A 22,682-nucleotide genomic window follows, 5' to 3' on the forward strand; every position below is an offset into this window, starting at 1 on the left:
GGCACCCGTAGTAACCGGCACATCCAGGTGATCGGATAGTGGGCCTTCTCCGCATCGATGACCGCGCAGCGCTCGGCTACTGCGAGGTCCGCGCGAAGAAGGCCGCGGCTTTTTTCAGGAACTCGTTTTCCATCCGCAGCCGGCGGATCTCGTCTTCCATCTCCGCGACCCGGGCATGCTCGGACGGGCTCACCGGTCGCGCAGGTCCAGGGTTCTCGCGCCGCCACGCATTGACCCAGTTCGCCAGTGCGCCGGCGTTGATGTCGAGATCCCGGGCGACCTCGGCGACAGGTTTACCGGTCTCGATCACCATCTGCACAGCCTCGGCCTTGAACTGAGCGCTGAATCTCCGACGCTGCTCGGGCATACACCCATCCTCTCAGACAGGAGGTCCTGTCCAAGATCCTTGGTACACCCCACCTTGTCATTAGGGTGCCGCGCGTTCTCGGCAGGTCTCTAACCACTATCACCGTTCCTCCAACGAAAGGAGGTGTCCGTGCCCATAACATGCGGAATCGATTGGGCTGTGGGACATCACGATATCGCGCTGGTCGACGTCGACGGCACGCTCGTCGCCAAGCGCCGCATCAGCGACTCACCGGAAGGGCTTCGGCGAGTTGGTGGGGCTACTAGCCGACGCCGGCAACACCCCCGAATCCCCGATCCCTGTGGCGATCGAGACACCGCGGGGCCTACTTGTCTCCGCCCTGCGCGAAAGCCGGTGCCCTGTCTACGCAAACAATCCGATGGCCGTCGCCCGCTACCGCGAACGCCACTCAGTGGCTCGCAAGAAGTCTGATCACATCGACGCCATGGCACTGGCGAACATCCTGCGCACCGACGCGCACATGCATCGGCCACTGCCATCCGACACCGAGCTCGTTCGTGCCATCGCGGTCCTCGCTCGCGCAGCCCAAGACGCCACCTGGCGCCGCACCAAAGCCTTGCAGGAGTTGCGGTCGCTGCTGCGTGAGTACTACCCGAGCTTTCTCGCGGCCTTCGCCAAAGTGAGCGCCACTAACCTGACCAATCCTGAGGCGCGCGAAGTCCTCACGCTTGCACCAACTCCGGGCCAAGCCACAACGCTGACCAAGCGGCGCATCGTCGCAGCGCTACGCCGGGTCGGGCGCCGACGTTGCGTCGAGGCCCGCGCCGCCGAGATCCAGCAACTGCTGCGCACGCCCCAACTACGCCAGCCCCGCCTGATCGAACAAGCCCTCGGCACGCAGGCCCGGGCGCTCCTCGCCCGCCTCAATACCAAGTGCGAGAACGTCGACGCCCTCACCGCAGCGGCCGTGGCGGGAATCCATAAACACCCCGACTACACCATCAGCACCAGCTTCCCTGGCCTCGACGATGTCACCGGGGTGCGACTGCTCGCAGAGATCGCCGACGACCGCACTCGCTTCGCCGCCGCCCGAGGGCTCAAGGCATACGCCGGATCCGCACCAGTCACCAGAGCATCCGGGCGAACCCACACCGTGACCCGACGCCTAGTAAAGAACAACCGCCTGAACACCGTTGGCTTTCTCTGGGCGTTCATGGCCATCACCAACGCCCCACCAGCACGCGCCCACTACCAACGCCGCAAACAACACGGCGACCGCCACGGCGCCGCACTGCGACACCTGTTCAACCGCATGCTCGGCCAGCTGCATCACTGCCTGCACCAGCGCCAGCTCTACAACCAGCATCACACATTCCCCACCCACACCCCGAGCTGGCGACTTGACCCAACGAACTATCGGAGGTCTCGAAGACGAAACCGGCATGTGCAACGTCGTCGTGTCAGTCGGGCTATGGCGAAAATGCCGCAACACCTGGCTCAACAACTCCGCACTACTCGTGCGCAGCATCGCCCAAGTCGGACAAGGCACCGTGTCCCTCGTCGCCGACCAGGTCACCCCACTCGACCTCAAGAGCCTCGATACCAGCAGCCGCGACTTCCAGTAAAGGCCCCGTCAGCCTGGTTCAGGCCCCCGCGCTGGCGCAGTGGTCTCGTGCACGCCACCGTGGTGACTGGACGGTGCCGCCAGCCCTGTCTCCGGCGGCCCTATGCGGGTCCGGCTCGGGTTCGGGCCGCATGTACGCGGTGATCGCGCGACGGCTAACCCGTGTCCGGTTGCCGGAAATCCCGGGCCACCGGGTTACGGATGGTTGATCAGATCACTCGGATGAGGTGTCTTTCCGGTCGCTCGACGCTCGGCTTCGTGCCGCTGGTTCCAGGCCTCGACCTTCCGTTGCCGACGGCTCTCGAAGTGCGCTTCGCACCGGATCCACTAGGGACTTTTCCCAGAAGGGGTCAAAAAGCGTCGCCACACGAAAAAAGGGCCGCCGACCCTCGGCCACGACTGCGACACGCCCGAGCCCGAAGGCGAATTTTCGTGGCACCGGACGTGGTGCGAAGCTCCGTCGACCGGTGGGACTGGAGGGGTTCCCACGCGAAACCGTGAGGCTATAGTCGCAGGTAGAGGCCGTGAGAGACCGCGTTTACTGCCCTCCGGAGGCAGGTGTCGCAGGTTCGAATCCTGCCAAGGGCACATTCTTCAGACACGATCGGCGGTTCTCACTCGCGAGTGAGAACCGCCGATTTCATTTTCGCGGACCGGTCAGATGCCGCCGATCAGCTCTTCCGGGAAGGTGCCGACGAGGGTGTCGGTGAGGTTGCCGAGCGTGGAGAGGGCCTGGGACATGCCGGGGATCGGGTCCTGGTTGTCACCGAGGCCGGGGACGACGTTGCTGCTCTGCTGAAGCAGGGCGATGGCCGGGACGGCCGCTTGCACGACCGTGGCGTTGACCGCCCTCGCCGCGAGACTCGGGGTGGGGTTCGGCGGCGTGGGGACGGCGGCTGCCGCGCCGGGGGCGCTGTCGCGCGCGGCGTTGCCGGCGCCGACGTACTTGTCCGCGAAGTCGAGCATGCGCGCGTTGCTGTCCGGCGCGCTCTTCTCCAGCTGCAGGTCGTGGGCGGTGTTCGGGACGACGTCGGCCAGCACTGTCGCGCCAGGACCGTAGAAGGGACGCTCGAAGTCGGCCAGGGCCTGGGAATCCGAGCAGCTCGGGCCCAGCAGCCCGCAGATGAACGGGTCGTGCCGGCCGACGACGGTGTAGACCGGGATGTTCAGCGTGCGGTCGACGTTCAGGACGTTGTAGCCGGCCAGGGTCGCCAGTTCGACCAGGTTGCCGGTTTCCTTGAGCTGCTCGTCCTTCGCGATCACGCCTTGGTCGGTCGAGGTCGCGTTGCCGAGGTAGAACCCGCGCCGGGTGTCCGGGTAGCTGGTGAGGTAGGCGGGATCGAGGCCCGCCGCGGAGAACTTCGGGTCGAGTGAGGACGGGTAGTCGTCGGCGATGATCTTGGTGACGACGTTGGTGTAGTTGAGCGAGTGGGCGATGCCGGTCGGCATGATGGCGTCGACGTCCTTGTACAGGCCCGCTTCGGTCATCGTGAGGATGCCGCCCAGGCTGTGCCCGACCTCGATCACCTTGCCGAACCGGGTGCCGAGCCGGCCGTCGCGCAGCGCGGTGATGACCTGGTGGACCGTGCTGACGTCGGCGTAGAAGGTGTCGAACGCGCTCAGCGGGTGGGTGGACTGGCCGTCGCCGAGGCGGTCGATGTTCATCGTCGCGTAGCCGCGCCGGTTGGCCGCCCGCACGTAGGAGTAGGTGTCCGGCTCGTAGGGCAGGTCCCAGTAGTACCGCGCGTAGGACCAGCCGTGAACGAGGATTTGCACCGTGGTGGCGCCGGGCGGGACGCACAGCGTGCCGGCGATGGTGGCCGGCTGGCCCGCCGCGGTCACCGGAACCGTGACGTTCTTGCAGTCTGTGGCGGGGTTTTCCGCGGCCGAGACAGGCGCCACGGTGCTCGCGGTGGCCATGAGGAGAGCCGCCAGCACGGTCGCCACGCGCGATCGCCGTAGTGAATGGTTGTTCTTCAAGACCGTCATGGTTGACCTCATTGTCATCCTGAACCAAGGACAGTTCGGGCAGAAGCCCATTGATGGAAGGGAGGGTGGCAGTGAGCGAGTGATACCGCTAGCTAGTGAACTGTGATTCACTAGCTAGCGGACAGTACCACGCTCGCGACGCGGCGCAATTCACGTGATCGGGTTGTTTCGCCCGGTGCGGCAGGGGTGATGCGCGCCCTGCGGCGGCCTGGGGCGCACACCTGCGAGGTACCATCGGAGCGTCGGCTGTGGAGGGAGGTACCGGTGAAAGAGGCGCAACGGCCTCGGCGCGACCCCGCGCGCAAAGCCCGGATCCTGACCGCGGCCGCGGAGCTGATCTCGCGCAACGGTTACCACACCGTGGGCATGGCCGAGATCGGCCAGGCCGCCGGGATCGTGGGATCCGGCATCTACCGGCACTTCGACAGCAAGTCGGCGATCCTCGCCGAGCTGCTGGAACAGGTCATGGACCAGCTGTCCACCGCCGCTTCGTCCATCGTGGACGAAGCGGGCGACGACCGGCGCGCGGTGAGCGAGCTCATCGGCAACCACGTGCGCATCGCCATCCACGACCGCCGGATCCTCCAGGTGTACCATCGCGAAGCGCGTAACCTGCCGGAGAACGACCTCCGCCGCCTGCGCCGCGCCCAGCGCCACTACATCGAGGAATGGGTCGGCGCGGTCGCGCCCCTGCGCACCGACCTGGCCGACGGCGAGATCCGCGTCCTGGTCCACGCGGCGATCGGCAGCATCCAGTCCATCTTGTTCTTCAACTCGGGCCTGCCGGTGCCGCAATTGGCGGCGCTGCTCGTCGGAGCGGCTCACGCTTGTCTCGGCCTCGACGCGGCTTCGCCCGCGGTCGTCGTCGAGGCCGGCGAGGAATGGCCGGACGAGCAAGGCGCGTGAGTCCGGTCGGCCCGCCCGTTTCGGGCGCCGGAAACCCTCAGTCCTCGGCCGGGCGTTTGCGTTCGCGGAAAGCGGTCAGGCCCTCGCGAAGGTCGGGGGATTCGAGGTAGGCCGCGAAGGTCTTGAACTCGAGGGCGAGCGCGTCGGCGGTGGGGAGATCGCGGGCTGCGTTGGCGACGCGTTTGACCTCCGCCAGGGCGAGGGCGCTGTGGGCGGTGAAGCGGCGGGCGAGGGCGAGGGCCGCGTCGAGCAGGTGGGGCGCCGGGACGACTTCCTCGATCAGGCCCCAGTCGCGGAAGCGTTCGGCCGGTTCGAGGTCACCGGTGAGCAGCAGGCGGCGGGCGACATTCGGTGGGAGCTTGCGTTCGATCCGGACGGCGCCGCCACCGCCGGGGAGCATGCCGTAGCGGACGTGGCCGTCGCCGAGGAGGGCGCCCTCGGCCGCGACGACGACGTCGGCGGCGAGGACCAGCTCGAACCCGCCGGCGACCGCGTGGCCGTTGACGGCGGCGACGACCGGCCGGGGCGAGTTTTCCAAGCGGCTGAAGGCGTTTCCGGCCCGCCGCACGAAAGCGAGGATCGTCTCCCGGTCGCCGTCGAGCCGGCTGAGCACCTCGGGCAGGTCCGCGCCGACGCAGAACGCGCGCCCGCTGCCGGTGACCACGATCGCGCGGCACGATGATTCGGTGTCGATGCGGTCGAGTGCGGTCTCGAAGTCGGCCAGCAGCTCGTCGGAGAGGGCGTTGAGCCGGTCCGGCCGGTCGAGCCGCACGATCGCGATCGAGTCGCGGAAGGACAGGTCGACCAGGGTCATCGCCACTCTCCACAAGGGACACAGCCGCGCGAACCCGCGCGAGCTTCGTGGTCGGACAAGGAATCAGCTCCCCCTCGACGTCGGGTCAGCTCTGGTAGTGGCCGGCGTGGCGGTGGCGGAGCTTGTACTTGAGGATCTTGCCGCCGACGGTCTCGGGCAGGGAGTCCTCGAACACGACCGCCTTCGGCGTCTCGTAACCGCCGAGCGCGGCGCGGCAGTGCGCGATGAGCGACGCTTCGTCGGCGTCCGCACCGGCGCGCAGCACGACAACGGCCGTGACCGCCTCACCCCAGTGTTCGTGCGGCAGGCCGATCACGGCGGCCTTCTCGACCGCCGGGTGCCGGTGCAGCACCGCTTCCACCCGCAGGCTGGACACGTTTTCGCCGCCGGACTTCACGATGTCCTTGAACCGGTCGACCATCACGCGCAGACCGTCCTCGTCCACCACGGCGCTATCGCCGGAGTGGAACCAGCCGCCGCGGAACGCTTCGCGCGTCGCGTCCTCGTTCAGGTAGTACCCGGCGGTGACGGTCGGGCTGCGGTACACCGCCTCACCGGGAACCTGCGGCTGGTCGCGCAGCGACGCGCCGGTCTCGTCGACGACGTCGGAGGCGAGCAGCGGGCTGGGCACACCGACGTAGTTCAACGCGGGCGCCGAGCGCTCGTAGACCTCCGGCCACTTCACCGGCCAGAACCGGTGGCACGCGATCGCCTCGGTCTGCCCGAAGATGCCGAGCACCACCAGCCCGGGCGCTTTCCGTTGCAGCGTCTCGTAAACGGCCGGCTCAAGCGCGCCCCAGCCGTAGACCAGCACGGTGAGGCTGGACAGGTCGCGCCCGGATTTCTCGGCCTCGGCGGTGAGCGCGGCGACGAACTGCGGCGAACCGGCCCACAGCGCGGTCGGCTGTTCCTGCGCGATGGCCACGGCGACCTGATCGGGCACCGGCCGGCGGCCGAGGACGAGCGACCCGCCGGCGAGGAACGCCGAGAAGGTGAACACCTGGTCCCCGACGTGGTAGATCATCGGCAGGTAGGTCATCACCTTCACCTCGGTCTCCACGCGGAGCCCGCGCGTCAGCGAGACGGAGAAGTTCAGCGCCGCGAGGTGGCTGGCCGAGTGCGAGATCATCGCGCCCTTCGGCATCGCCGTGGTACCCGAGGTGTAGAGCAGCTGCCAGATGTCGTCCCCGTGGATCTCGACGTCCGGCTCGGTCGCCGGCCGGCCCGCGAGGAACTCGGCGAACGTCGGGCTGCCCGCCACCGGGCCGCCACCGATGGTGATCGTCGCGGCGACCGGCAGGCCGGCGGCCTCGAACGCCGGCTGCGCACGCGGCCACAGCTCGGCGTCGACGATCGCCGCCGCCGGCTCGGCCTGGCCGATCAGGTACTCGAGAACGTCGGTGGCCAGTGCGGGGTTGATCGGCATGGCGACCATGCCGGCCTTCGCGATGCCGATCTTGGCCAGGTACGCCTCGACGGAGTTCTCGCAGAAGAGCGCGACCCGGGCGCCCGGTTCGAGGCCGCGCGCGGCCAGTGCGTGGGCGAGCTGGTTGGCGATCTCGTCGGCCTGGCGGTAGGTGACGGAGGCGAACCGTTCCTCGCCGTACGCGCCCGGCCGTCCGGTGATCGCGACCTGGTCGGGGTAGCTCCACGTCAGGCGTTCGAACACGTCCCCGACGGATGTCCGTTCCCAGCGGTTGACCGCGCGGCGGCCTCGCAACGTCGTGACGTCGATCTTCCCGTTCAGGTCCACACCAGCCTCCTTGCCGCATGCCTGACGCCGCACAGCATCCAACTTGCCGCGCGCACTGGCAAGACCAAAGTCACTAGCCATTCACATCGTTACCCGATCAGTGCAGCTTGCCTGGAAGCTTCTAGTGAACAACGATGCACTCACCAAGGAAGTGACCAGGAGGTCGCCGGAATGCCGATTCCCGTGGGCGTCAACGTCGGACAGTTCTTCCGCGGAGTGCCGCCGCGGTGGGACGAGCGTGTCCGGGAGATCGAGGACCTCGGTTTCGACGGGATCTGGTTCGCCGAGGCCTACGGCTCGGACGTGTTCACCCCGCTCGCGTGGTGTGCCGCTCGCACGACCCGCGTGCGCCTCGGCACGGCCGTCGCGCAGATCCCGGCGCGCTCCCCCGCGGCCACGGCGATGGCGGCCGCGACCCTCGACCACCTTTCCGGCGGACGCGTGGTGCTCGGCCTCGGCGCCTCCGGCCCGCAGGTGTCGGAGGGCTGGCACGGTGTCGCCTTTCCGCGGCCGCTGGCGCGCACCCGGGAGTACGTCGACGTCGTCCGCCAGGTCCTGAGCCGCGAAGACCCGCTCGCCTACGACGGGGAGTTCCACCGGCTTCCCCTGCCGTCCGGCACGGGGCTCGGCAAGCCGCTGCGCTCGACACTGCACCACCTGCGGCCGGACCTGCCGATCCAGCTGGGCGCCGAAGGCCCGCGCAACGTCGCGCTCGCGGCCGAAATCGCCGACGGGTGGCACGCGATGTTCTTCTCCCCCTCGGCCGACGCGTTCTACCGCGCCGCGCTCGAAGCCGGCTTCTCCCGCCGGCCCGGCGGGCGCCCGGGGCACTTCGAGGTGATCGCCACGGTGCCGGTCGTGGTGGACGACGACGTCGAACGCGCGGCCGACCGCGTCCGTCCGGAACTCGCGTTGTACATGGGCGGCATGGGTGCGCGGGGCGCGAACTTCCATCACGACGTTTTCGCCCGTTCCGGCTACGCCGACGTCGCGGCGCGCGTGCAGGACCTTTACCTGCGCGGCGAGAAGAAGGTCGCCGCGGCCGCGATCCCGACGGCGCTCGTCGAGGAAGTCGCCCTCGTCGGGCCGGCCGGGAAGATCCGCGAGGACCTCGGCCGGTGGGAGTCCACAGTGGTCGATTCGCTCGCGGTGCAAGGGCTGCCGGACGACCTCGCCGCCGTGGCCCGAGCCGTCCTCGGCTGACCGCCCCGGCGCCCCGCGTCGCGAACCGCGGCCCCGGCTCACGCGCTCGGCTCCGGTTCGACCGGCGGGACTCCGAGGCAGGCGTGCGCCGCGCCGCGGAGGAGGTCGGTGAGGCGGTCGGCGGGCAAGCCCGAGTGGTGGAACAGCACCGACTGCACGCAGCCGATCGCCGAGTGCACCAGGGCGCGCGCCTCGCCGTCCGTGAGGTGCGGGCGCAGCGGCAGCAGTGCGGCCGACCAGCCCTCCAGGTAGACCCGCTGGGCCCGGCGCAACCGGCGCAGGTCTTCGGCCGGGAGGTTGCGCGCCTCCCAGTGGTAGACCTGCATGATGCGCCGCTCCTCCACGGCGACGCGGACGTGGTGGCGCACCAGCTCGGTCACGGCGGTGCGCTCGTCCGGTGCCGTGGCCAGGATCTCGGCCGCCGCGGAGTCGAGCAGCTCCATCACGCGGTACAGGAGCGCGGTCAGGATCGCCGCCTTGCTCGGGAAGTGCCGGTAGACCCCGGTGCTCACGATGCCCGCCGCCGCGCCGATCTCGGCCAGGCCGACCGCGTGGTAGCCATGGCGTGAGATCAGCTCGGCCGAGACGGCCAGGATCCGGGCCTTGCGGTCCGGGTCCCGTCGCGGTGTGCGCGTCTCGTCCACTGTGGACCTAACTCCGCAGCAGGTGTTCCGGGAGGTCCGCTAGGCGGCTGCGCAGGTACTCGCCGAGCCCCTTCGCCTGCGGGTCGGGCCGCGTCGCCGAGGCGACCCCCGCACCCAGGATGCCGACGATCACCAGGTTGACCGCGCGCAGGTTTGCGAGCTCGTACCGGCGGATCTCCAGATCGGCGGCCTCGGGGATCAGCTCCCGCACCCGCGCGACGGTGAGGTAGCCGCGCAGCCACGCGTACTCCTCGTCGGTGCGGGCCCACACCCCGATGTTGGCGTTGCCGCCCTTGTCCCCGGATCGGGCTCCGACGATCGTCCCGAGCGGCAGCCGTCGGGTGGGACCGGCCGGAAGCTCAGCGGGCGACGGTTCCGGGGGCTCCGGGGCGGCCGCCGTGACCGGGCTGTGCGGAACGGTCCGCACGGTGCCGTCGGGCAGGGTCACGCGGTGCGCCACCTCGGCCGCCGGAATCAACGTCGGCCAGTAGACGCCGTACGCGCTCTCCGCGGACGGTGGCGTCGTCGTGTGGAAGCCGGGGTAACCGCCGAGCGCGAGTTCCATGGTGGTGTTGGAGAACGCCCGCCCGACCTTGCGCCGGTCGGGATCCTTCACCGTCACCCGCAGGTGTGCGGTGGCCTCGGCGTTGGTCGCGGCGTCGGGGTGGTCGAACCGCAGGAGCTGCACGTCGAACTCGGCGAACCGCTCGCGTCCGCCCAGCAGCTCGACCAGTTGCTGTTCGGCCCAGGCCGCCTTCTCCTCGATGCGCGTGCCGGTCAGCACGAGCGTCATCGAGTTGCGGAACCCGCCCTCGTAGTTGAGCGCCACCTTGAGCCGGTCGGTCGGCGCGCTGCCGCGCACACCCCGGATCCGCACGCGGTGCTCGCCGTCGGGCACGAGCTCGAGCGTGTCGAAGTGGGCCACCGCGTCCGGCCCGAGGTACGCCGGCTCGGCGATCTCGTACAGCAGCTGCGCGGTCACGGTGCCCACGGACACCAGCCCACCCGTGCCGGCGTGCTTGGTGATCACACTGGAGCCGTCCGCCTCGATCTCGGCGATGGGGAACCCCGGGTACCGGCGGTCGGTGACCTCCTCGAAGAACGCGTAGTTCCCGCCCGTGGCCTGGGGTCCGCATTCGATCACGTGACCGGCGGCCATCGCGCCGGCGATCTTGTCGTGGATGTCGGCGTCGTCGCGGGTCCAGCCGTGCCACCACGCCGCCGGGCCGACCACCACCGACGCGTCGGTGACCCGCCCGGTCACGACGAGGTCCGCATCCGCCCGCAGTGCCTCGGTGATCCCCCAGGCGCCCAGGTAGGCGTTCGCCGATACGGGGCGCACTCCGGCGTCGGCCAGTTTCCGGCCGGTGTCGAGGTGCGCGAAGGCGTGGCCGGCCGCTTGCAGCTCGTCGAGCCGGGGCACGAGGTCGTCGCCGTCGACGTAAGCGATGCGCGGGTGCAGGCCCAGCCGTTCGGCCAGCGCGCCGAGCTCCGAAGCGAGCCCGGCGGGGTTGAGGCCGCCGGCGTTCGACACGATCCGGACACCGCGGTCGAGGCAGGTGCCCAGCACGTGCTCGACCTGGGTGAGGAAGGTCTTCGCGTAGCCCGTCGCCGGGTCCTTCTGCTTGGCCTTCCACAGGATCAGCATGGTCAGCTCGGCGAGGTAGTCGCCGGTGAGCACGTCGATCGGCCCGCCCTCGACCATCTCGCGGGCGGCCTGCAGCCGGTCGCCGTAGAAGCCGGAGCAGTTGCCGATGCGCACGGCGCGGCCGCCGGTCGTGGTCACGATGGTCCTCCTGCGTGGCTCGTGGGTGCCCGCCCGGTCCCGGGGCTCCCGGCGAAGGTCTGGGCGACGGACAGCCACTCGGTCGCGACCGGACCGGTGACGGCGAGAGCGGTGTCGTCGCGGTGCCGGCGCTGGGTGACGACGAGGCAGAAGTCGAGCGCGGTCCCGGCGACGCGGTCCGCCGCCTCGGGCGGGCCCCACGTCCACTCGGCGCCGGACGCCGAGGTCAGCTCGATCCGGATCGGCTCGGGCGGCGCGGGCTTTCCGTTGAGCGTGAACGAAAACGCCGTGGTCTGCACCCCGAGGTGTGCGATGTGGCGCAGGCGGTCGGTCGGCTCACGGTCGCGGCCCAGCGCGTCGGCGACGTCCTGCCCGTGCGCCCAGGTCTCCATGAGCCGCGCGGTGACCGAGGACAACGCGCTCATGTCCGGGCCGTACCACGGAAGCCGCGCTTTCGCGTCGAGGCCGCGGAAGACGGTGACGAACTCGCGGCGCGTGCGCGCCAGCCAGGCCCGGACGTCGGCCGCGGGCAGCGTCGCGTGCTCGGCGGCGACCCGGTCGGGGAAATCCATGCCTCCGGCCACCAGGGCATCCGCGGCCACGCGGAACGCGGCCGGGTCGACCGCGGCCTGGGTCGCGGTCTCGTCGAAGTAGGCGAGGTGGGTGAGCTGGTCGCGGACGGTCCAGCCGACGGCCGGGGTCGGCGTGGCGATCCCGGCGTCGTCGAGATCCGCCACCAGATCCAGCAGCACCCGGGTTTCGGCGACGAGGTCGTCGAGCACCTGCTCGATCGAAACGCCCATGTCAGCGGCCCTGCCAGACCGGCGTGCGCTTCTCTTTGAAGGCCAGCGGCCCCTCCTGCGCGTCTTCCGACAGATACACGGGTTCCCAGATCTGCTCGGCGAGCTCGTAGGCCTCGGCCCGGTGGTGGGCGGCCGACAGGTACGCGGTGCGTTTGGCGGCGAGCACCGAGAGCGGGGCGTTGGCCGCGATCCGCTCGGCCAGCTGCTGCGTGCGTTCGCGCAGGTCGGCCGCCGGAACGACGTCGTTGACCAGCCCGTACTGCTGCGCCTTGGCGGCGCTGACCGGGTCGCCGGTCAGGAGGATCTCCAGCGCGATGCGCGGCGGCACGAGCCACGACAACGGCGCCGCCCACGGCGAGCCGCGGCCGATCTTGACCTCGGACACGGCGAAGCGCGCGTGCTCGGCGGCCACCACGAGATCGCACTGCTGGGCGAGCAGGAACCCGCCCCCGTAGGCGATCCCGTTGACCGCGGCGATCGTCGGCTTCGGCACGTCGACGTTGCGCCCGAACTGGGGAAGGAAGTCCGGGGGCGGCACGGTCAGCGCGGTCGCGTTCATCTCCTTGAGGTCACCGCCGGCGCAGAAGGCCTTGTCGCCGGCCCCGGTCAGGACGAGGACCTTCGCGTCCTCGTCGGCGTTGAACCGGTGCACGCCGTCGAACAGTCCTTTTCGGACGGCTTCGCTCAGCGCGTTGCGCGCTTCGGGGCGGTCGATGGTGAGCCAGGCGACGCCGTTGGTCACCTCGTAGCGCACGGGGGTCATCCGGCCTCCTCTTCGGTGATGACGGCGACGATCTCGCCCGATTCGACGGTCTGTCCCAACTGGACGGACAGCTCGGCCACGATCCCGGCGACCGGCGCGCGCACGGAGTGCTCCATCTTCATCGCCTCGAACACCACGATCACCCCGCCGGCCGCCACGTGCTGCCCTTGCTCCGCGACGACCCGGACGACCGTGCCGGGCATCGGCGCCAGCAACGACCCGGGGGCGGCGTCGGTGCCGGGTTCGGGCAGCCGGGGCCGCTCGGTGAACGTGGTGGCGCCCAGCACGCTGTCGCAGTACACGGTGTCGCCGACCTGGTGTACCTGGACCGTGCGCCGGACCCCGGCCACGCGCAGGTCCACCCGGCCCGGCCGGGCCTCGAGGATCGTGAGACCGTCCACAGTGGATCCGTCCACCTGCGCGTCCAGGCCTTGGCGGGTGAAGCGATAGGTGACGTCGACGTCGGCGTCTCCGAGGCGGTACTCGGCGCGCTGCGGGGCGCTCGCGACGTTGCGCCACCCGGTCGGGACGACCCGCTGCACCTCGGCCTGGGCGCGGCGGTCGGCCTGACCCGCCACGGCCGCGGCCAGCGCGTGCACGGTCACCGTCTCCTTGCCGGGCTCGCCGATCAGCGTGGCGGGATCGTGGCGCGTGAGGTACCCGGTGTCGGTCGCGCCCGCGGCGAACCCGGGTTCGCGCAGGACGGCCACGAGCAGGTCGCGGTTGGTGACCAGGCCGTGGATCTGCGCCTCCGCCAGCGCTCGGGCGAGTTTGCGCACCGCCTCGGCACGAGTGCGCCCGTGCGCGATGACTTTGGCGAGCATGGGGTCGTAGTGCGTCCCGACCACCGAGCCGTCGCGGACCCCGGTGTCCACGCGCACCCCGGGCAGGGCCGGGATCCGGAACCGGTGCAGCGTTCCGCTGCCCGGCAGGTAATCGGCCGCCGGGTCCTCGGCGTAGAGGCGCGCCTCGACGGCGTGCCCGGTGATGCCGGCTTCCGTCGCTTCCACCGGCAGCGGCTCGCCTTCGGCGACCAGCAACTGCAAGGCCACCAGGTCCAGGCCCGTGATCTCCTCGGTGACCGGGTGCTCCACCTGCAGGCGTGTGTTCACCTCGAGGAAGAAGAACTCCCCGTTCGGCGCCATCACGAACTCGACGGTGCCGGCGCCGGTGTACCCGATCGCGGCACCCGCGGCGACGGCCGCGTCGCCGAGCTGCTTGCGCAGCGCCTCGTCGACGGCCGGCGACGGCGCTTCCTCGATGATCTTCTGGTACCTGCGCTGGATCGAGCACTCGCGCTCGAAGAGGTGCACGACGGTGCCGTGCGCGTCGCCGAAGATCTGGACCTCGACGTGGCGCGGATTCTCCACGAACCGCTCCAGGAACACCGTCCCGTTGCCGAACGCCGACGCCGCCTCCCGCCGCGCGCTCGTCACGGCTTCGACGACCTCCGCGGGCCCGCGCACGATCCGCATTCCGCGCCCGCCGCCGCCGAACGCGGCCTTGACCAGCAGCGGGAAGCCGATGTCCTCGGCCATCTCCGTCACCGTCGCGGCGTCCACCTCGGCGTCGTCGTCGATCGTCGCGCCGGGCAGAACGGGGACGCCGGCCGCGGCCATCAGCTCCTTGGCCGCGATCTTCGACCCCATCGCCTCGATCGCCGCGACCGGCGGCCCGACGAAGACCAGCCCCGCGTCGGCGCAGCGCCGGGCGAACTCGGCGTTCTCGGACAGGAACCCGTACCCGGGGTGGACGGCATCGGCGCCGGTGGCCAGTGCGGCTTCGACGATGCGGTCGGCGCGCAGGTACGTCTCGGCCGAAGCGGCGCCGGGCAGGAGCACGGCTTCGTCGGCGGCCTCGACGAACAGCGCGTCGGCGTCGGGGTCGGAGTGCACCGCGACCGTGGCGATGTCCAGGGCTCGCGCGGAGCGGATCACCCGTTCCGCGATCTCACCACGGTTGGCCACGAGCAGCTTCCGGATCGGACGGGTGCCCGGCGTGGTCCGGCTGGTCATCAAGGTGGTCCTCACATCCGGAAGACGCCGTAGCCACGCTGGCCGGCGACGGTGTTGGAGTGCGCGGCGGACAGCGCGATGCCGAGCACGGTGCGGGTGTCGCGGGGATCGATGAGGCCGTCGTCGTAGAGCCGCGCGGTGACGAAGAAGGCGTGCGACTCCTTTTCGATCTGCGCCTCGATCGCCGCGCGGTTGCGCTCGTCGGCCTGGAGGTCGAACTCGCGCCCGGCGGACGCCGCCGACTGCTTCGCGACGATGGACATGACGCCGGCCAGCTGTGCGGCGCCCATCACCGCCAATCGGGACCCGGCCCAGGCGAACATCAGCCGCGGGTCGTACGCCCGGCCGGACATGCCGTAGTTGCCGGCGCCGAAGGACGCGGCCAGGTTCACCGTGATGTGCGGGACCTTGCTGTTGGCGACCGAGTTGATCATCTTGGAGCCGTCCTTGATGATCCCGCCCTGCTCGTAGTTCTTGCCCACCATGTAGCCCGTGGTGTTCTGCAGGAACAGCAACGGCGTGTCGGTCTGGTTCGCGAGCTGGATGAACTCGCTGGCTTTCTTGGCTTCCTCGCTGAACAGCACCCCACGCGCGTTGGCCAGGATGCCCACCGGGTAGCCGTGCACGGACGCCCAGCCGGTGACGAGACTGGTGCCCCACAAGGGTTTGTACTCGCCGAAGCGGGACCCGTCGACCACCCGCGCGATCACTTCGCGCGGGTCGAACGGCACCTTGATGTCCGACGGCGCGATGCCCAGCAGTTCTTCCGGGTCGTAGAGCGGCTCGTCGGCCGGCAGCGTCGGCCCGGGGCCGAGCTTGCGCCAGCCGAACTCGGCGACGATCTGGCGCCCGATGCGGATGCAGTCGCGCTCGTCGGCCGCGAAGTAGTCGCACAGCCCGGAAACCGTGGCGTGCATGGCGGCACCGCCGAGCTCCTCGTCGTCGGCGTCTTCGCCCGTGGCCATCTTCACCAGCGGCGGGCCGCCGAGGAATACCTTGGCCTGGCCGTCGACCATCACCGCGTAGTCGCACATGCCGGGCACGTAGGCGCCGCCGGCGGTCGAGTTGCCGAACACCAGCGCGACCGTCGGGATCGCCAGGGACGACAGCTCGGTGAGGTCGTGGAAGATCTTGCCCGCGTGCACGAACAGCTCCGACTGCGTGGGCAGGTCGGCGCCGCCGGACTCGACCAGGTTGATCACCGGCAGGCGGTTGATCCGGGCGATCTCCAGCGCTCGCAACGTCTTCTTGAGCGAGTACGGGTTCATCGCCCCGCCGCGCACGGTCGGGTCGTGCGCGATCAGCACGCACTCGACGCCGGACACGACCCCGATTCCCGTCACCACCGAGGCCCCGACCGGGAACTGCGTGCCCCACGCCGCCAGCGACGACAGTTCGAGGAACGACGCGTCCCGATCCAGCAGCAGCTCGATGCGTTCGCGCACGAGCAGCCGGCCGCGGTCGCGGTGGCGCTGCTGGTAGCGGGGCCCGCCGCCGGCGATGGCCGCCTGGATCTGCTCGTCGAGCTCGGCCAGCACCTGTTTCTGGTGCTTCAGGTTGGTCTGGAAGGTCTCGTCCGCGGTGTTCAACGCGGACCGCAACACGGTGGTCATCTCGCGGTGGTCCGTTTCTCTCGGCTCGCTTGTCTCGGGCTCAGTACGACCGGGGCAGCCCGAGGCTGTGCTGGGAGACGTAGTTCAGGACCATCTCCCGGCTCACCGGCGCGACCTGCAGCAGGCGCGCGATTCCCCAGTACGGCAGCAGGCCGTATTCGGTGGCGAAGCCGTTGCCGCCGTGCGTCTGGATCGCCGCTTCCACAGCGGCTCCCGCCGCCTCGGCCGCCGCGTACTTGGCCATGTTCGCGGCTTCGCCCGCGGGTTCGTCGTGGTCGTGCTGCCAGGCCGCCTTCGCCGTCATCAACGCGGCCAGGTCGGTCTCGATCCTCGCCTTGGCCAGCGGGTGCGCGATGCCCTGGTGCGCGCCGATGGGCGCGTCCCAGACCGCCCGGGTCGACGCGTAGTCCGCGGCCTGGGCCAGCACGTGGCGGGCGATGCCGACGCACACGGCCGCACCGGTGATGCGCTCCGGGTTCAGCCCGTGGAAGACCTGGTGGAAGCCGTTGCCCTCTTCGCCGACCAGCGCGCTCGCGGGCAGGCGCAGGTCGTCGAAGTGCAGCACGAACTGCTTCTCCGGCAGCTTCGCGGACACCGGCAGCCGCGTCGCGACGAACCCGGGGGTGTCGGTGGGCACGAGGAACAGCGACAGCCGGGCGCGGCCGGTGGTCTCGTCCCGGCCGGTGCGCGTGACGAGCAGGACGGCCTCGGCCTCGTCGACGCCGGAGATGTAGTGCTTGGTGCCGTTGACGACGAAGTCGTCGCCGTCCCGCACCGCGACGGTCGACACCCGGTGGGTGTTGGACCCGGCGTCGGGCTCGGTGATGCCGAAAACGACCTTCGCCTCACCGGAAGCCATGCGCGGCAGCCAATGCTGCTTCTGTTCCGCGGTGCCGTAGTCGGCGATCATCTCGCCCGAGATGGCGGCGGACACCATGAGCAGGAGCAACGGGCAGCCCGCGGCCGCGGTCTCCTCGCACACCATCGCCAGCTCGGCCAGCCCGGCGCCACCGCCGCCGTACTCCTCCGGCAGGTTGATCCCCAGGAACCCGTTGCGCCCCAGCTCGGCCCACAGCTCGGAGGTGGGCTCGCCGGCCTCGGCCCGCGGGACGTAGTACTCCGGCCCGAACTTCGCGGCGATCGCCCGCACCGTGTCCCGGAGATCCCTGTGTTCCGAGGCCTCCTGAAAGTCCACACCGACTCCTTCGTCCGTCCGTACCGGCGAGCTGCACCCTAGTGCATAGTGGTTCACTACGGACGCTTTGGCAAGCGAGGACGTCGAAGGGTACTTGACCAGCTGGCCGTTCACTTCGGTGAAGGCCGGGGGTGTTCACCGGCCGTCGAATTCAGTGAATGACGGATAACTTTTGTGCGGAGGCCTGCCTGGGCGGCACCGCGTTCGTCTCCGGGCCGGGCTGACCGCGCTAACCGCCGAGGGTTTCGAGCACGGTGCGGGCGACGCCGGTCGCCGTGGTGAGCACCGAGCGGGTGAGCGTCAGCATGTCCTCGCCGGACGCGCGGGCCGGGCCGACACCCGCTTCGAGGGTGGCGAGCATCGCGGTGCGGAGTTCGGTGTTGACGTTCACCTTGCCGACGCCGGCGGCACCGCAGCGGCGCAGGTCGGCGGGCGGCAGGCCGGACGCGCCGTGCAGGACGAGCGGGACGGTGCCGGCCTCGGCGCGGATGCGGGCCAGCCGCGGCCAGTCGAGGGCGGGCGCGCCGCGGTAGCGGCCGTGGACGTTGCCGACGCCGCACGCGAGCAGCTGGGCCCCCGAGGTCGCGAGGAACGGCCCGACCTGCGCGGGGTCGGTTTTGCCGGCCACCTCGACGGCTTCCGCGCGGTCCTCGTCGCCGGGCACGCTGCCGAGCTCCGCTTCCACGACGACGCCGCGCGGCGCGGCGAAAGCCAGGACCGCGCGGACGAACGCCGCGTTCTCCTCAGGCGGCAGATGAGAGCCGTCGGCGAGCACGGCATCGACGCCGGCGTCGATCGACGAGCGGATCAACGCCTCGTCCTTCGCGTGATCGAGCTGCACGCACACCGGCACGGCCGACGCGTCGGCGATCGCGCGCAGCGTCCGGATGAGGCGCGGCTCGGCGGCCGAGGGCGCCACCAGCAGGATCACGGGCAGGCCCTGCTCCTCCGCGGCGCTCACCACCGCCAGCGCGGTGTCCGCCCCGTAGCAGGTGAACGCGGGAATGGCCGACTGGCCGGCGAGTCTGCGGGTGACCAGGGCGTCGAGTGCCGCTCGCATCGGTCGAAAGCTCCACTTCCGGGTGAGAGGGGCCGGGACCGTCCGCGAAGGACGGTCCCGGCCGGGTCAGCGTCCGAGGTCGTCGAGGTAGGCCTGAACGATGTCGTCGAAGGAGAGCTCCGGTTCCAGGCCGAGCTTTTCGGCGCGCGGCGTGTGGAACCGGGCGGGCCAGCTGCGCACGATGGCGCCCACGGCCGGGTCGTCGGTCCAGTCGATGAGGTCGCTGGTGCCGGTGCCGGCCACGCGGTCGAGTGCCGCGGCCATGTCCTTCGGCGTGGTGGTGAGCGCGGGCAGGTTCATCGCGGTGCGGCTGCCCCAGGTGGTGTCGTCGGCCTGCGCGGCGAGCAGCAGCCCGTCGAGGGTTTTGCGGGGCGACGACAGTGCGATCGGCGTGTCCGGCGGTACCGGGCAAGCGGCGCGTTGCCCGGCCAGCGGTTCGCGGATGATGCCGGACATGAAGCTCGACGCGGCCGCGTTCGGCTTGCCCGGCCGCACCGACACCGTCATCAGCCGCACGGATCGGCCGCGCACGAAGCCCTTGCGCGTGTAGTCGGCCACGAGCTGCTCGCCGATGAACTTCTGCACGCCGTAGCTGGCCTGCGGCCGCGGGAGTGTGTCGTCGTCGACGTCGCCGATCGGCCCGATCGCCGGGTCGCTGCCGAACACGGCCAGCGAGCTGGAGAACACCAGCACCGGCGGCGTGTCGAGACCACGCGCGTAGTCGAGCAACGCCCGCGTGCCGTCGAGGTTGGTGCGCATGCCGAGGTCGAAGTCGGCCTCGGCCGCGCCGCTGACCACCCCCGCCAGGTGGAAGATCGCGTCGACCGGCCCGAGCCCGGGCAAGGCTGCGCTGAGGTCGCCGGTCAGCACGCGCACGCGGGAGTCGGCGACGAGGTCGGCCGGTGGCTCGAACAGGTCGACGAGGACCAGCTCCCCGAGTTCTTCGGGGGCCGCACCGCCGAGGGCGATCGGGGCCGCGAGCAGCCGGCGGGCGAGGACGGCGCCGAGGAACCCGGCGCCGCCGGTGATGACGATGCGGGTGCTCATGCCGTCTCCAGACGTTCGATGACCTCGGTGAGTGACGTCTCGCCGCCGACGTTGCCCGCGAAGACCACGTACGGCAGCCCCTGCGCCGGCCCTGAAGCCGGTTCCCACAGCGAGACGATCCCCGGCAGCAGCGAGCCGCGGATCCACGCCCGGTCGATGCCGAGTGCCCCGGTGGCCACGTCGGACGAGGTGATGCCGCCCTTGCCGACCACATAGGACGGTCGGCGCGCAGCGACGATCTCCCCCGCCGCCCGCGTGAGCGCCGCACTGACCCGGCGGGCGATCTCCAGGCTGTGGGCCTCGTCGTCGCCGGTCACCAGCGTGCGCGAAGTGCTGAGCACCACGAGGGTTTCGGCGAGGGCCTCCGTCGCGGTGGTGACGGCGTCGCGCAGGTGCTGCTCGGCGCGGGTTTCGTCGAGCAGCGTCGGCACGTCGAGCTCCACGGTGGTGAACCGGCGCTGCCGCGCGAGGTGGTCGAGCTGCCGGGTCGTGAGCCCGACGTGCGAGCCCACGACCACGAGCCCGTGGCCCGGCCCGACGAGCCGCGCGAGCGTGTCATCGTCGATCGGCGGCTGCGCGTCCTGCCCCACGCGGGCCCGCACGAACGACGGGCCGACGCGGTACAGGAACGACTTTCCGCCGGCCTCGGCCGCCAGGATCCCGAGCACGGTGGCCCTCAGGTCGTCGTCCTCGTCGGCGTCGAGCACGACCACGCGGCCGTCGCGCGTGTCCGTCAGCCGGGCGGCCACCGTTTCGTCCGTACCGGGGCGGATTACGTCGAGCGTCAGCTCGGCCACGTCCCCGCGGGTGATCCGGCCGCCGCTCTTCTCCTCGACCCACTCGGCCAGCCGGGACGAGCGGTAGCCGAAGGTGGCGTCCCGCGCGAACTCGCTGTCGGCCGCCGGCGTCAGTCCCTCGGCGGTGCGCAGCCAGTGCACCCCGCCGATCGTGACGCGTCCGGCGTCCACATAGGCCGGTGCGAGGAGCACGCCGTCGACCGTTTGGCCGTGCTGGGCGACGACTTCCGTGAGCACGTCCGTCTCGAGCGGAAAGTGGCCCCGCAGCGTCGAATCGCTGCGGCTGGCGAAAGCGAGCCGCACGCCTTCCAGCTCGGCCGCGGCAAGGCAGGCCTCGGCGACCTCGCGGTCGCGGGCGGCCGCGGCGTCGGGCGCGAGGCTGCGGGTGTTGGTGAGCACGAAAAACCCGGCCCGGCCCCGGCGCAGCGCCCAGCGGATGTCCTCGACCGTCCACCGGGTCAGCACCGGCAGGTCGCGCACGGTCTGCGTGCCGGTGGGATCGTCGTCGAGCACGGCGACCTGCCGTGCCCCGGTCAGGGCCTGGCGGACGGCCGAAGCGGGGACCCGCCGGACCGGCGGGAGGGTGAGTTCCTCGGTGGGGCGCGAGCTCACCAGGCGTCCCCTTCCCCGCGGCCGCGGCGCTCGTTCTCGTCACCGATCGCGCCGGCCGCGCGCACCTCGTCGATCTCCGCCGCGGACAGGCCGAGCTCGGCGAGGATCTCCTCGTTGTGCTGGCCCACGCGCGGCGGCGCGATCCGGGCGGGGTCGGCCGGGGTGCCGAGCAGCCGCACGGGCTGGCCGACGATGCGCCGCTTGCCGACGCCCTCGATCTCGGTCTCCACCACCATCCCGTTGAACAGCACCTGCGGGTCGGTGAACACCTCGTCGTACGCCTGCACCGGCGCGCACAGCACGTCTTCCTTGAGCAGCCGCGCTTCCGCGTCCGAGCGGGTGAACCGGGCGAACGCCTCGCGCAGCACCGCCGTGGCCTCGTCCGGGTGCTGCTCGAGGCCGGCGATCGTGGTGAACCGGGGGTCCTGCGCGGTCTCGTCGCCGATCTCGAGCGCGCGGCAGACGCGCTGCCACGGCTCGTCGATGAAGATGTCGGCGATGATCACGATCGCCCGGCCGTCCGCGGTTTCGTACGTGCCGTACAGCGCGGTGTTGCGCGAGTGCGCGATGTTCGGCCGCGGCCGCGGCACGGGCACCGGGTCGTTCAGGTAGGCCGAACCCTCCTGCAGGTGCATGGCGACGGCCGCGTTGAGCAGGCAGACGTCCACCACTTGGCCGACGCCGTTCTGCTCGCGGGCGGCCAGCGCCGCCATGATCGCCTGCGCGAAGTGCATGGCCGCGATGTAGTCCACCACGTAGGTGCCGACCGGCCGCGGCGGGCCGTCGGCGTCGCCGGTGAGCGCCATGATCCCGCCGAGCGCCTGCGCGGCGAGGTCCTGGCCGCGCCGGTCGCGGTACGGGCCGTCCTGGCCGTAGCCCGAGGCCAGCGCGAGGATGATGCGCGGGTTGATCGCGGCGAGCTGCTCGTAACCGAAGCCGAGCCGTTCCATCACGCCGGGCCGGAAGTTGGCGGCCACGACATCGGCGGTCTTCGCCAGCTCGGTGAACACCCGCCGGCCCTCGGGCGATTTGAGGTCGAGGCTGAGGCTGCGCTTGTTGCGGTTGTTGGCCGCCCAGAACGAGCTGTAGCCACCGGCTTCGGCCGGCTTCATCCGCCGCCCGATCTCGCCGGCGCCCGGCCGCTCGATCTTGATGACGTCGGCGCCGAAGTCGGCGAGCACCTGCGTGCCCGACGGGCCCTGCTCCAGCTGGGTCAGGTCGAGGATGCGCACCCCGGCGTACGGTGGTTTCACTGCTGGGCTCCCGGGGCGTCGATGAACTGCAGGATGTGCACGGCGACCGCGCACACGTCGCCGTTCTGGTTGCGGATGGTGCTGTCGGCGAACGTCCTCTTGCGACTCTCGTCGACGGCGGTGAGCACGTAGTCGGTGATCAGCGTGTCGCCGAAGAACGCCGGGCCGGTGAAGCGGATGCGGTCGTAGCCGGCCGAAACCGAGGGCGCCGGCGTGCGGTTCGACATCAGCGTGGACGCCGTGGAGGTGAAGCCGACGAGCAGCGAGCCGTGGGCGATGCGCCGCCCGTAGTGGGTGCTCTGCATGAACAGCTCGTCCACGTGGTTGGCGGCGAAGTCGCCGGTGATCCCGGCGTAGAGGTACACATCGGACTCGCTGATCGTCTTGCGGAACTCCACCCGGTCGCCGATCCGGAGCCCGGGTGCGAATGGGATGTCGTCGGTCACGTCGTTGCCCTTCGGTTCTGCTGGTACGGCT

General features: G+C 70.8%; 18 protein-coding genes, 1 tRNA gene and 1 pseudogene. 4 read left to right on the plus strand and 16 right to left on the minus strand.

What is annotated here, in order from left to right; all coding sequences use genetic code 11:
* Positions 1-76 precede the first annotated feature (76 nt).
* Positions 77-367: a transposase gene (locus AB0878_RS12870; protein ID WP_366579370.1), complete on the minus strand. Its 291-nt coding sequence runs from the start codon at positions 365-367 to the stop codon at positions 77-79.
* A gap of 129 nt (positions 368-496) precedes the next feature.
* On the opposite strand from AB0878_RS12870, the pseudogene AB0878_RS12875 reads away from it, so the two are divergent.
* Together AB0878_RS12875 and AB0878_RS12880 are read left to right on the plus strand one after the other, a co-directional pair.
* A pseudogene (locus AB0878_RS12875) lies at positions 497-1,691 on the plus strand (IS110 family transposase); the annotation flags it as partial.
* 782 nt (positions 1,692-2,473) lie between these two features.
* Positions 2,474-2,540 (plus strand) — tRNA-Ser (locus AB0878_RS12880).
* Between the two features lie 69 nt (positions 2,541-2,609).
* Here AB0878_RS12880 and AB0878_RS12885 read toward each other — a convergent pair.
* Positions 2,610-3,941: an alpha/beta hydrolase gene (locus AB0878_RS12885; RefSeq protein WP_366579372.1), complete on the minus strand. Its 1,332-nt coding sequence runs from the start codon at positions 3,939-3,941 to the stop codon at positions 2,610-2,612.
* A gap of 264 nt (positions 3,942-4,205) precedes the next feature.
* Between AB0878_RS12885 and AB0878_RS12890 the strand changes: the two genes are divergently transcribed.
* A complete protein-coding gene (locus AB0878_RS12890) occupies positions 4,206-4,847 on the plus strand; it encodes a TetR/AcrR family transcriptional regulator (protein ID WP_366579374.1) in 642 nt (213 codons plus the stop codon).
* Positions 4,848-4,884: 37 nt separating this feature from the next.
* On the opposite strand, the gene AB0878_RS12895 is transcribed toward AB0878_RS12890, so the two are convergent.
* Together AB0878_RS12895 and AB0878_RS12900 are read right to left on the minus strand one after the other, a co-directional pair.
* Complete coding sequence (locus AB0878_RS12895) at positions 4,885-5,661, minus strand: enoyl-CoA hydratase/isomerase family protein (RefSeq protein ID WP_366579375.1); 777 nt, start codon at positions 5,659-5,661, stop codon at positions 4,885-4,887.
* 85 nt (positions 5,662-5,746) lie between these two features.
* Entirely contained in the window at positions 5,747-7,414 is a 1,668-nt protein-coding gene (locus tag AB0878_RS12900; RefSeq protein WP_366579377.1) for an AMP-binding protein, read from the minus strand.
* 171 nt (positions 7,415-7,585) lie between these two features.
* Between AB0878_RS12900 and AB0878_RS12905 the strand changes: the two genes are divergently transcribed.
* The gene (locus AB0878_RS12905; protein ID WP_366579378.1) at positions 7,586-8,617 is read left to right on the plus strand and encodes an LLM class F420-dependent oxidoreductase; all 1,032 of its coding nucleotides are present in this window, start codon (positions 7,586-7,588) and stop codon (positions 8,615-8,617) included.
* A gap of 38 nt (positions 8,618-8,655) precedes the next feature.
* On the opposite strand, the gene AB0878_RS12910 is transcribed toward AB0878_RS12905, so the two are convergent.
* From AB0878_RS12910 to AB0878_RS12965, 12 genes are all read right to left on the minus strand, one after another.
* Positions 8,656-9,261 (minus strand): TetR/AcrR family transcriptional regulator, encoded by a 606-nt coding sequence (locus tag AB0878_RS12910; RefSeq protein ID WP_366579380.1) that lies wholly within the window; start codon positions 9,259-9,261, stop codon positions 8,656-8,658.
* Positions 9,262-9,268: 7 nt separating this feature from the next.
* Positions 9,269-11,047, minus strand: coding sequence for an acyclic terpene utilization AtuA family protein (locus tag AB0878_RS12915; protein WP_366579382.1), 1,779 nt, complete (start codon positions 11,045-11,047; stop codon positions 9,269-9,271).
* The gene (locus tag AB0878_RS12920; protein WP_366579383.1) at positions 11,044-11,850 is read right to left on the minus strand and encodes a TIGR03084 family metal-binding protein; all 807 of its coding nucleotides are present in this window, start codon (positions 11,848-11,850) and stop codon (positions 11,044-11,046) included. Before AB0878_RS12920 ends, AB0878_RS12915 begins: the two co-directional genes overlap by 4 nt.
* A 1-nt stretch (position 11,851) precedes the next feature.
* Complete coding sequence (locus AB0878_RS12925) at positions 11,852-12,613, minus strand: enoyl-CoA hydratase-related protein (RefSeq protein WP_366579385.1); 762 nt, start codon at positions 12,611-12,613, stop codon at positions 11,852-11,854.
* Positions 12,610-14,628, minus strand: coding sequence for a biotin carboxylase N-terminal domain-containing protein (locus AB0878_RS12930; RefSeq protein ID WP_366579387.1), 2,019 nt, complete (start codon positions 14,626-14,628; stop codon positions 12,610-12,612). Before AB0878_RS12930 ends, AB0878_RS12925 begins: the two co-directional genes overlap by 4 nt.
* Before the next feature lie 11 nt (positions 14,629-14,639).
* On the minus strand, positions 14,640-16,241 hold the full coding sequence (locus AB0878_RS12935; RefSeq protein WP_366579389.1) for a carboxyl transferase domain-containing protein: 1,602 nt from the start codon (positions 16,239-16,241) through the stop codon (positions 14,640-14,642).
* Positions 16,242-16,281: 40 nt separating this feature from the next.
* On the minus strand, positions 16,282-17,436 hold the full coding sequence (locus AB0878_RS12940) for an acyl-CoA dehydrogenase family protein (protein ID WP_366579391.1): 1,155 nt from the start codon (positions 17,434-17,436) through the stop codon (positions 16,282-16,284).
* 229 nt (positions 17,437-17,665) lie between these two features.
* On the minus strand, positions 17,666-18,496 hold the full coding sequence (locus tag AB0878_RS12945) for a class II fructose-bisphosphate aldolase (RefSeq protein ID WP_366579393.1): 831 nt from the start codon (positions 18,494-18,496) through the stop codon (positions 17,666-17,668).
* Positions 18,497-18,562: 66 nt separating this feature from the next.
* Positions 18,563-19,543: a D-erythronate dehydrogenase gene (gene denD, locus AB0878_RS12950; RefSeq protein WP_366579394.1), complete on the minus strand. Its 981-nt coding sequence runs from the start codon at positions 19,541-19,543 to the stop codon at positions 18,563-18,565.
* Positions 19,540-20,952, minus strand: a complete 1,413-nt coding sequence (locus tag AB0878_RS12955) for a four-carbon acid sugar kinase family protein (protein WP_366579395.1) — start codon at positions 20,950-20,952, stop codon at positions 19,540-19,542. The genes denD and AB0878_RS12955 overlap by 4 nt, the downstream gene beginning before the upstream one ends.
* Positions 20,949-22,205, minus strand: coding sequence for a CoA transferase (locus AB0878_RS12960; protein WP_366579397.1), 1,257 nt, complete (start codon positions 22,203-22,205; stop codon positions 20,949-20,951). The genes AB0878_RS12955 and AB0878_RS12960 overlap by 4 nt, the downstream gene beginning before the upstream one ends.
* A complete protein-coding gene (locus tag AB0878_RS12965) occupies positions 22,202-22,651 on the minus strand; it encodes a MaoC/PaaZ C-terminal domain-containing protein (protein WP_366579399.1) in 450 nt (149 codons plus the stop codon). The genes AB0878_RS12960 and AB0878_RS12965 overlap by 4 nt, the downstream gene beginning before the upstream one ends.
* Between the last annotated feature and the right edge of the window lie 31 nt (positions 22,652-22,682).

The organism is Amycolatopsis sp. NPDC047767 (assembly GCF_040704195.1).
Lineage (GTDB): Bacteria > Actinomycetota > Actinomycetes > Mycobacteriales > Pseudonocardiaceae > Amycolatopsis.

Coding starts and splice junctions, on each gene's coding strand:
- AB0878_RS12870 (WP_366579370.1), bottom strand. CDS start 367: ATGCCCGAGCAGCGTCGGAGATTCAGCGCTCAGTTCAAGGCCGAGGCT.
- AB0878_RS12885 (WP_366579372.1), bottom strand. CDS start 3,941: ATGACGGTCTTGAAGAACAACCATTCACTACGGCGATCGCGCGTGGCG.
- AB0878_RS12895 (WP_366579375.1), bottom strand. CDS start 5,661: ATGACCCTGGTCGACCTGTCCTTCCGCGACTCGATCGCGATCGTGCGG.
- AB0878_RS12905 (WP_366579378.1), top strand. CDS start 7,586: ATGCCGATTCCCGTGGGCGTCAACGTCGGACAGTTCTTCCGCGGAGTG.
- AB0878_RS12920 (WP_366579383.1), bottom strand. CDS start 11,850: ATGGGCGTTTCGATCGAGCAGGTGCTCGACGACCTCGTCGCCGAAACC.
- AB0878_RS12925 (WP_366579385.1), bottom strand. CDS start 12,613: ATGACCCCCGTGCGCTACGAGGTGACCAACGGCGTCGCCTGGCTCACC.
- AB0878_RS12930 (WP_366579387.1), bottom strand. CDS start 14,628: ATGACCAGCCGGACCACGCCGGGCACCCGTCCGATCCGGAAGCTGCTC.
- AB0878_RS12935 (WP_366579389.1), bottom strand. CDS start 16,241: ATGACCACCGTGTTGCGGTCCGCGTTGAACACCGCGGACGAGACCTTC.
- AB0878_RS12945 (WP_366579393.1), bottom strand. CDS start 18,496: ATGCGAGCGGCACTCGACGCCCTGGTCACCCGCAGACTCGCCGGCCAG.
- denD (WP_366579394.1), bottom strand. CDS start 19,543: ATGAGCACCCGCATCGTCATCACCGGCGGCGCCGGGTTCCTCGGCGCC.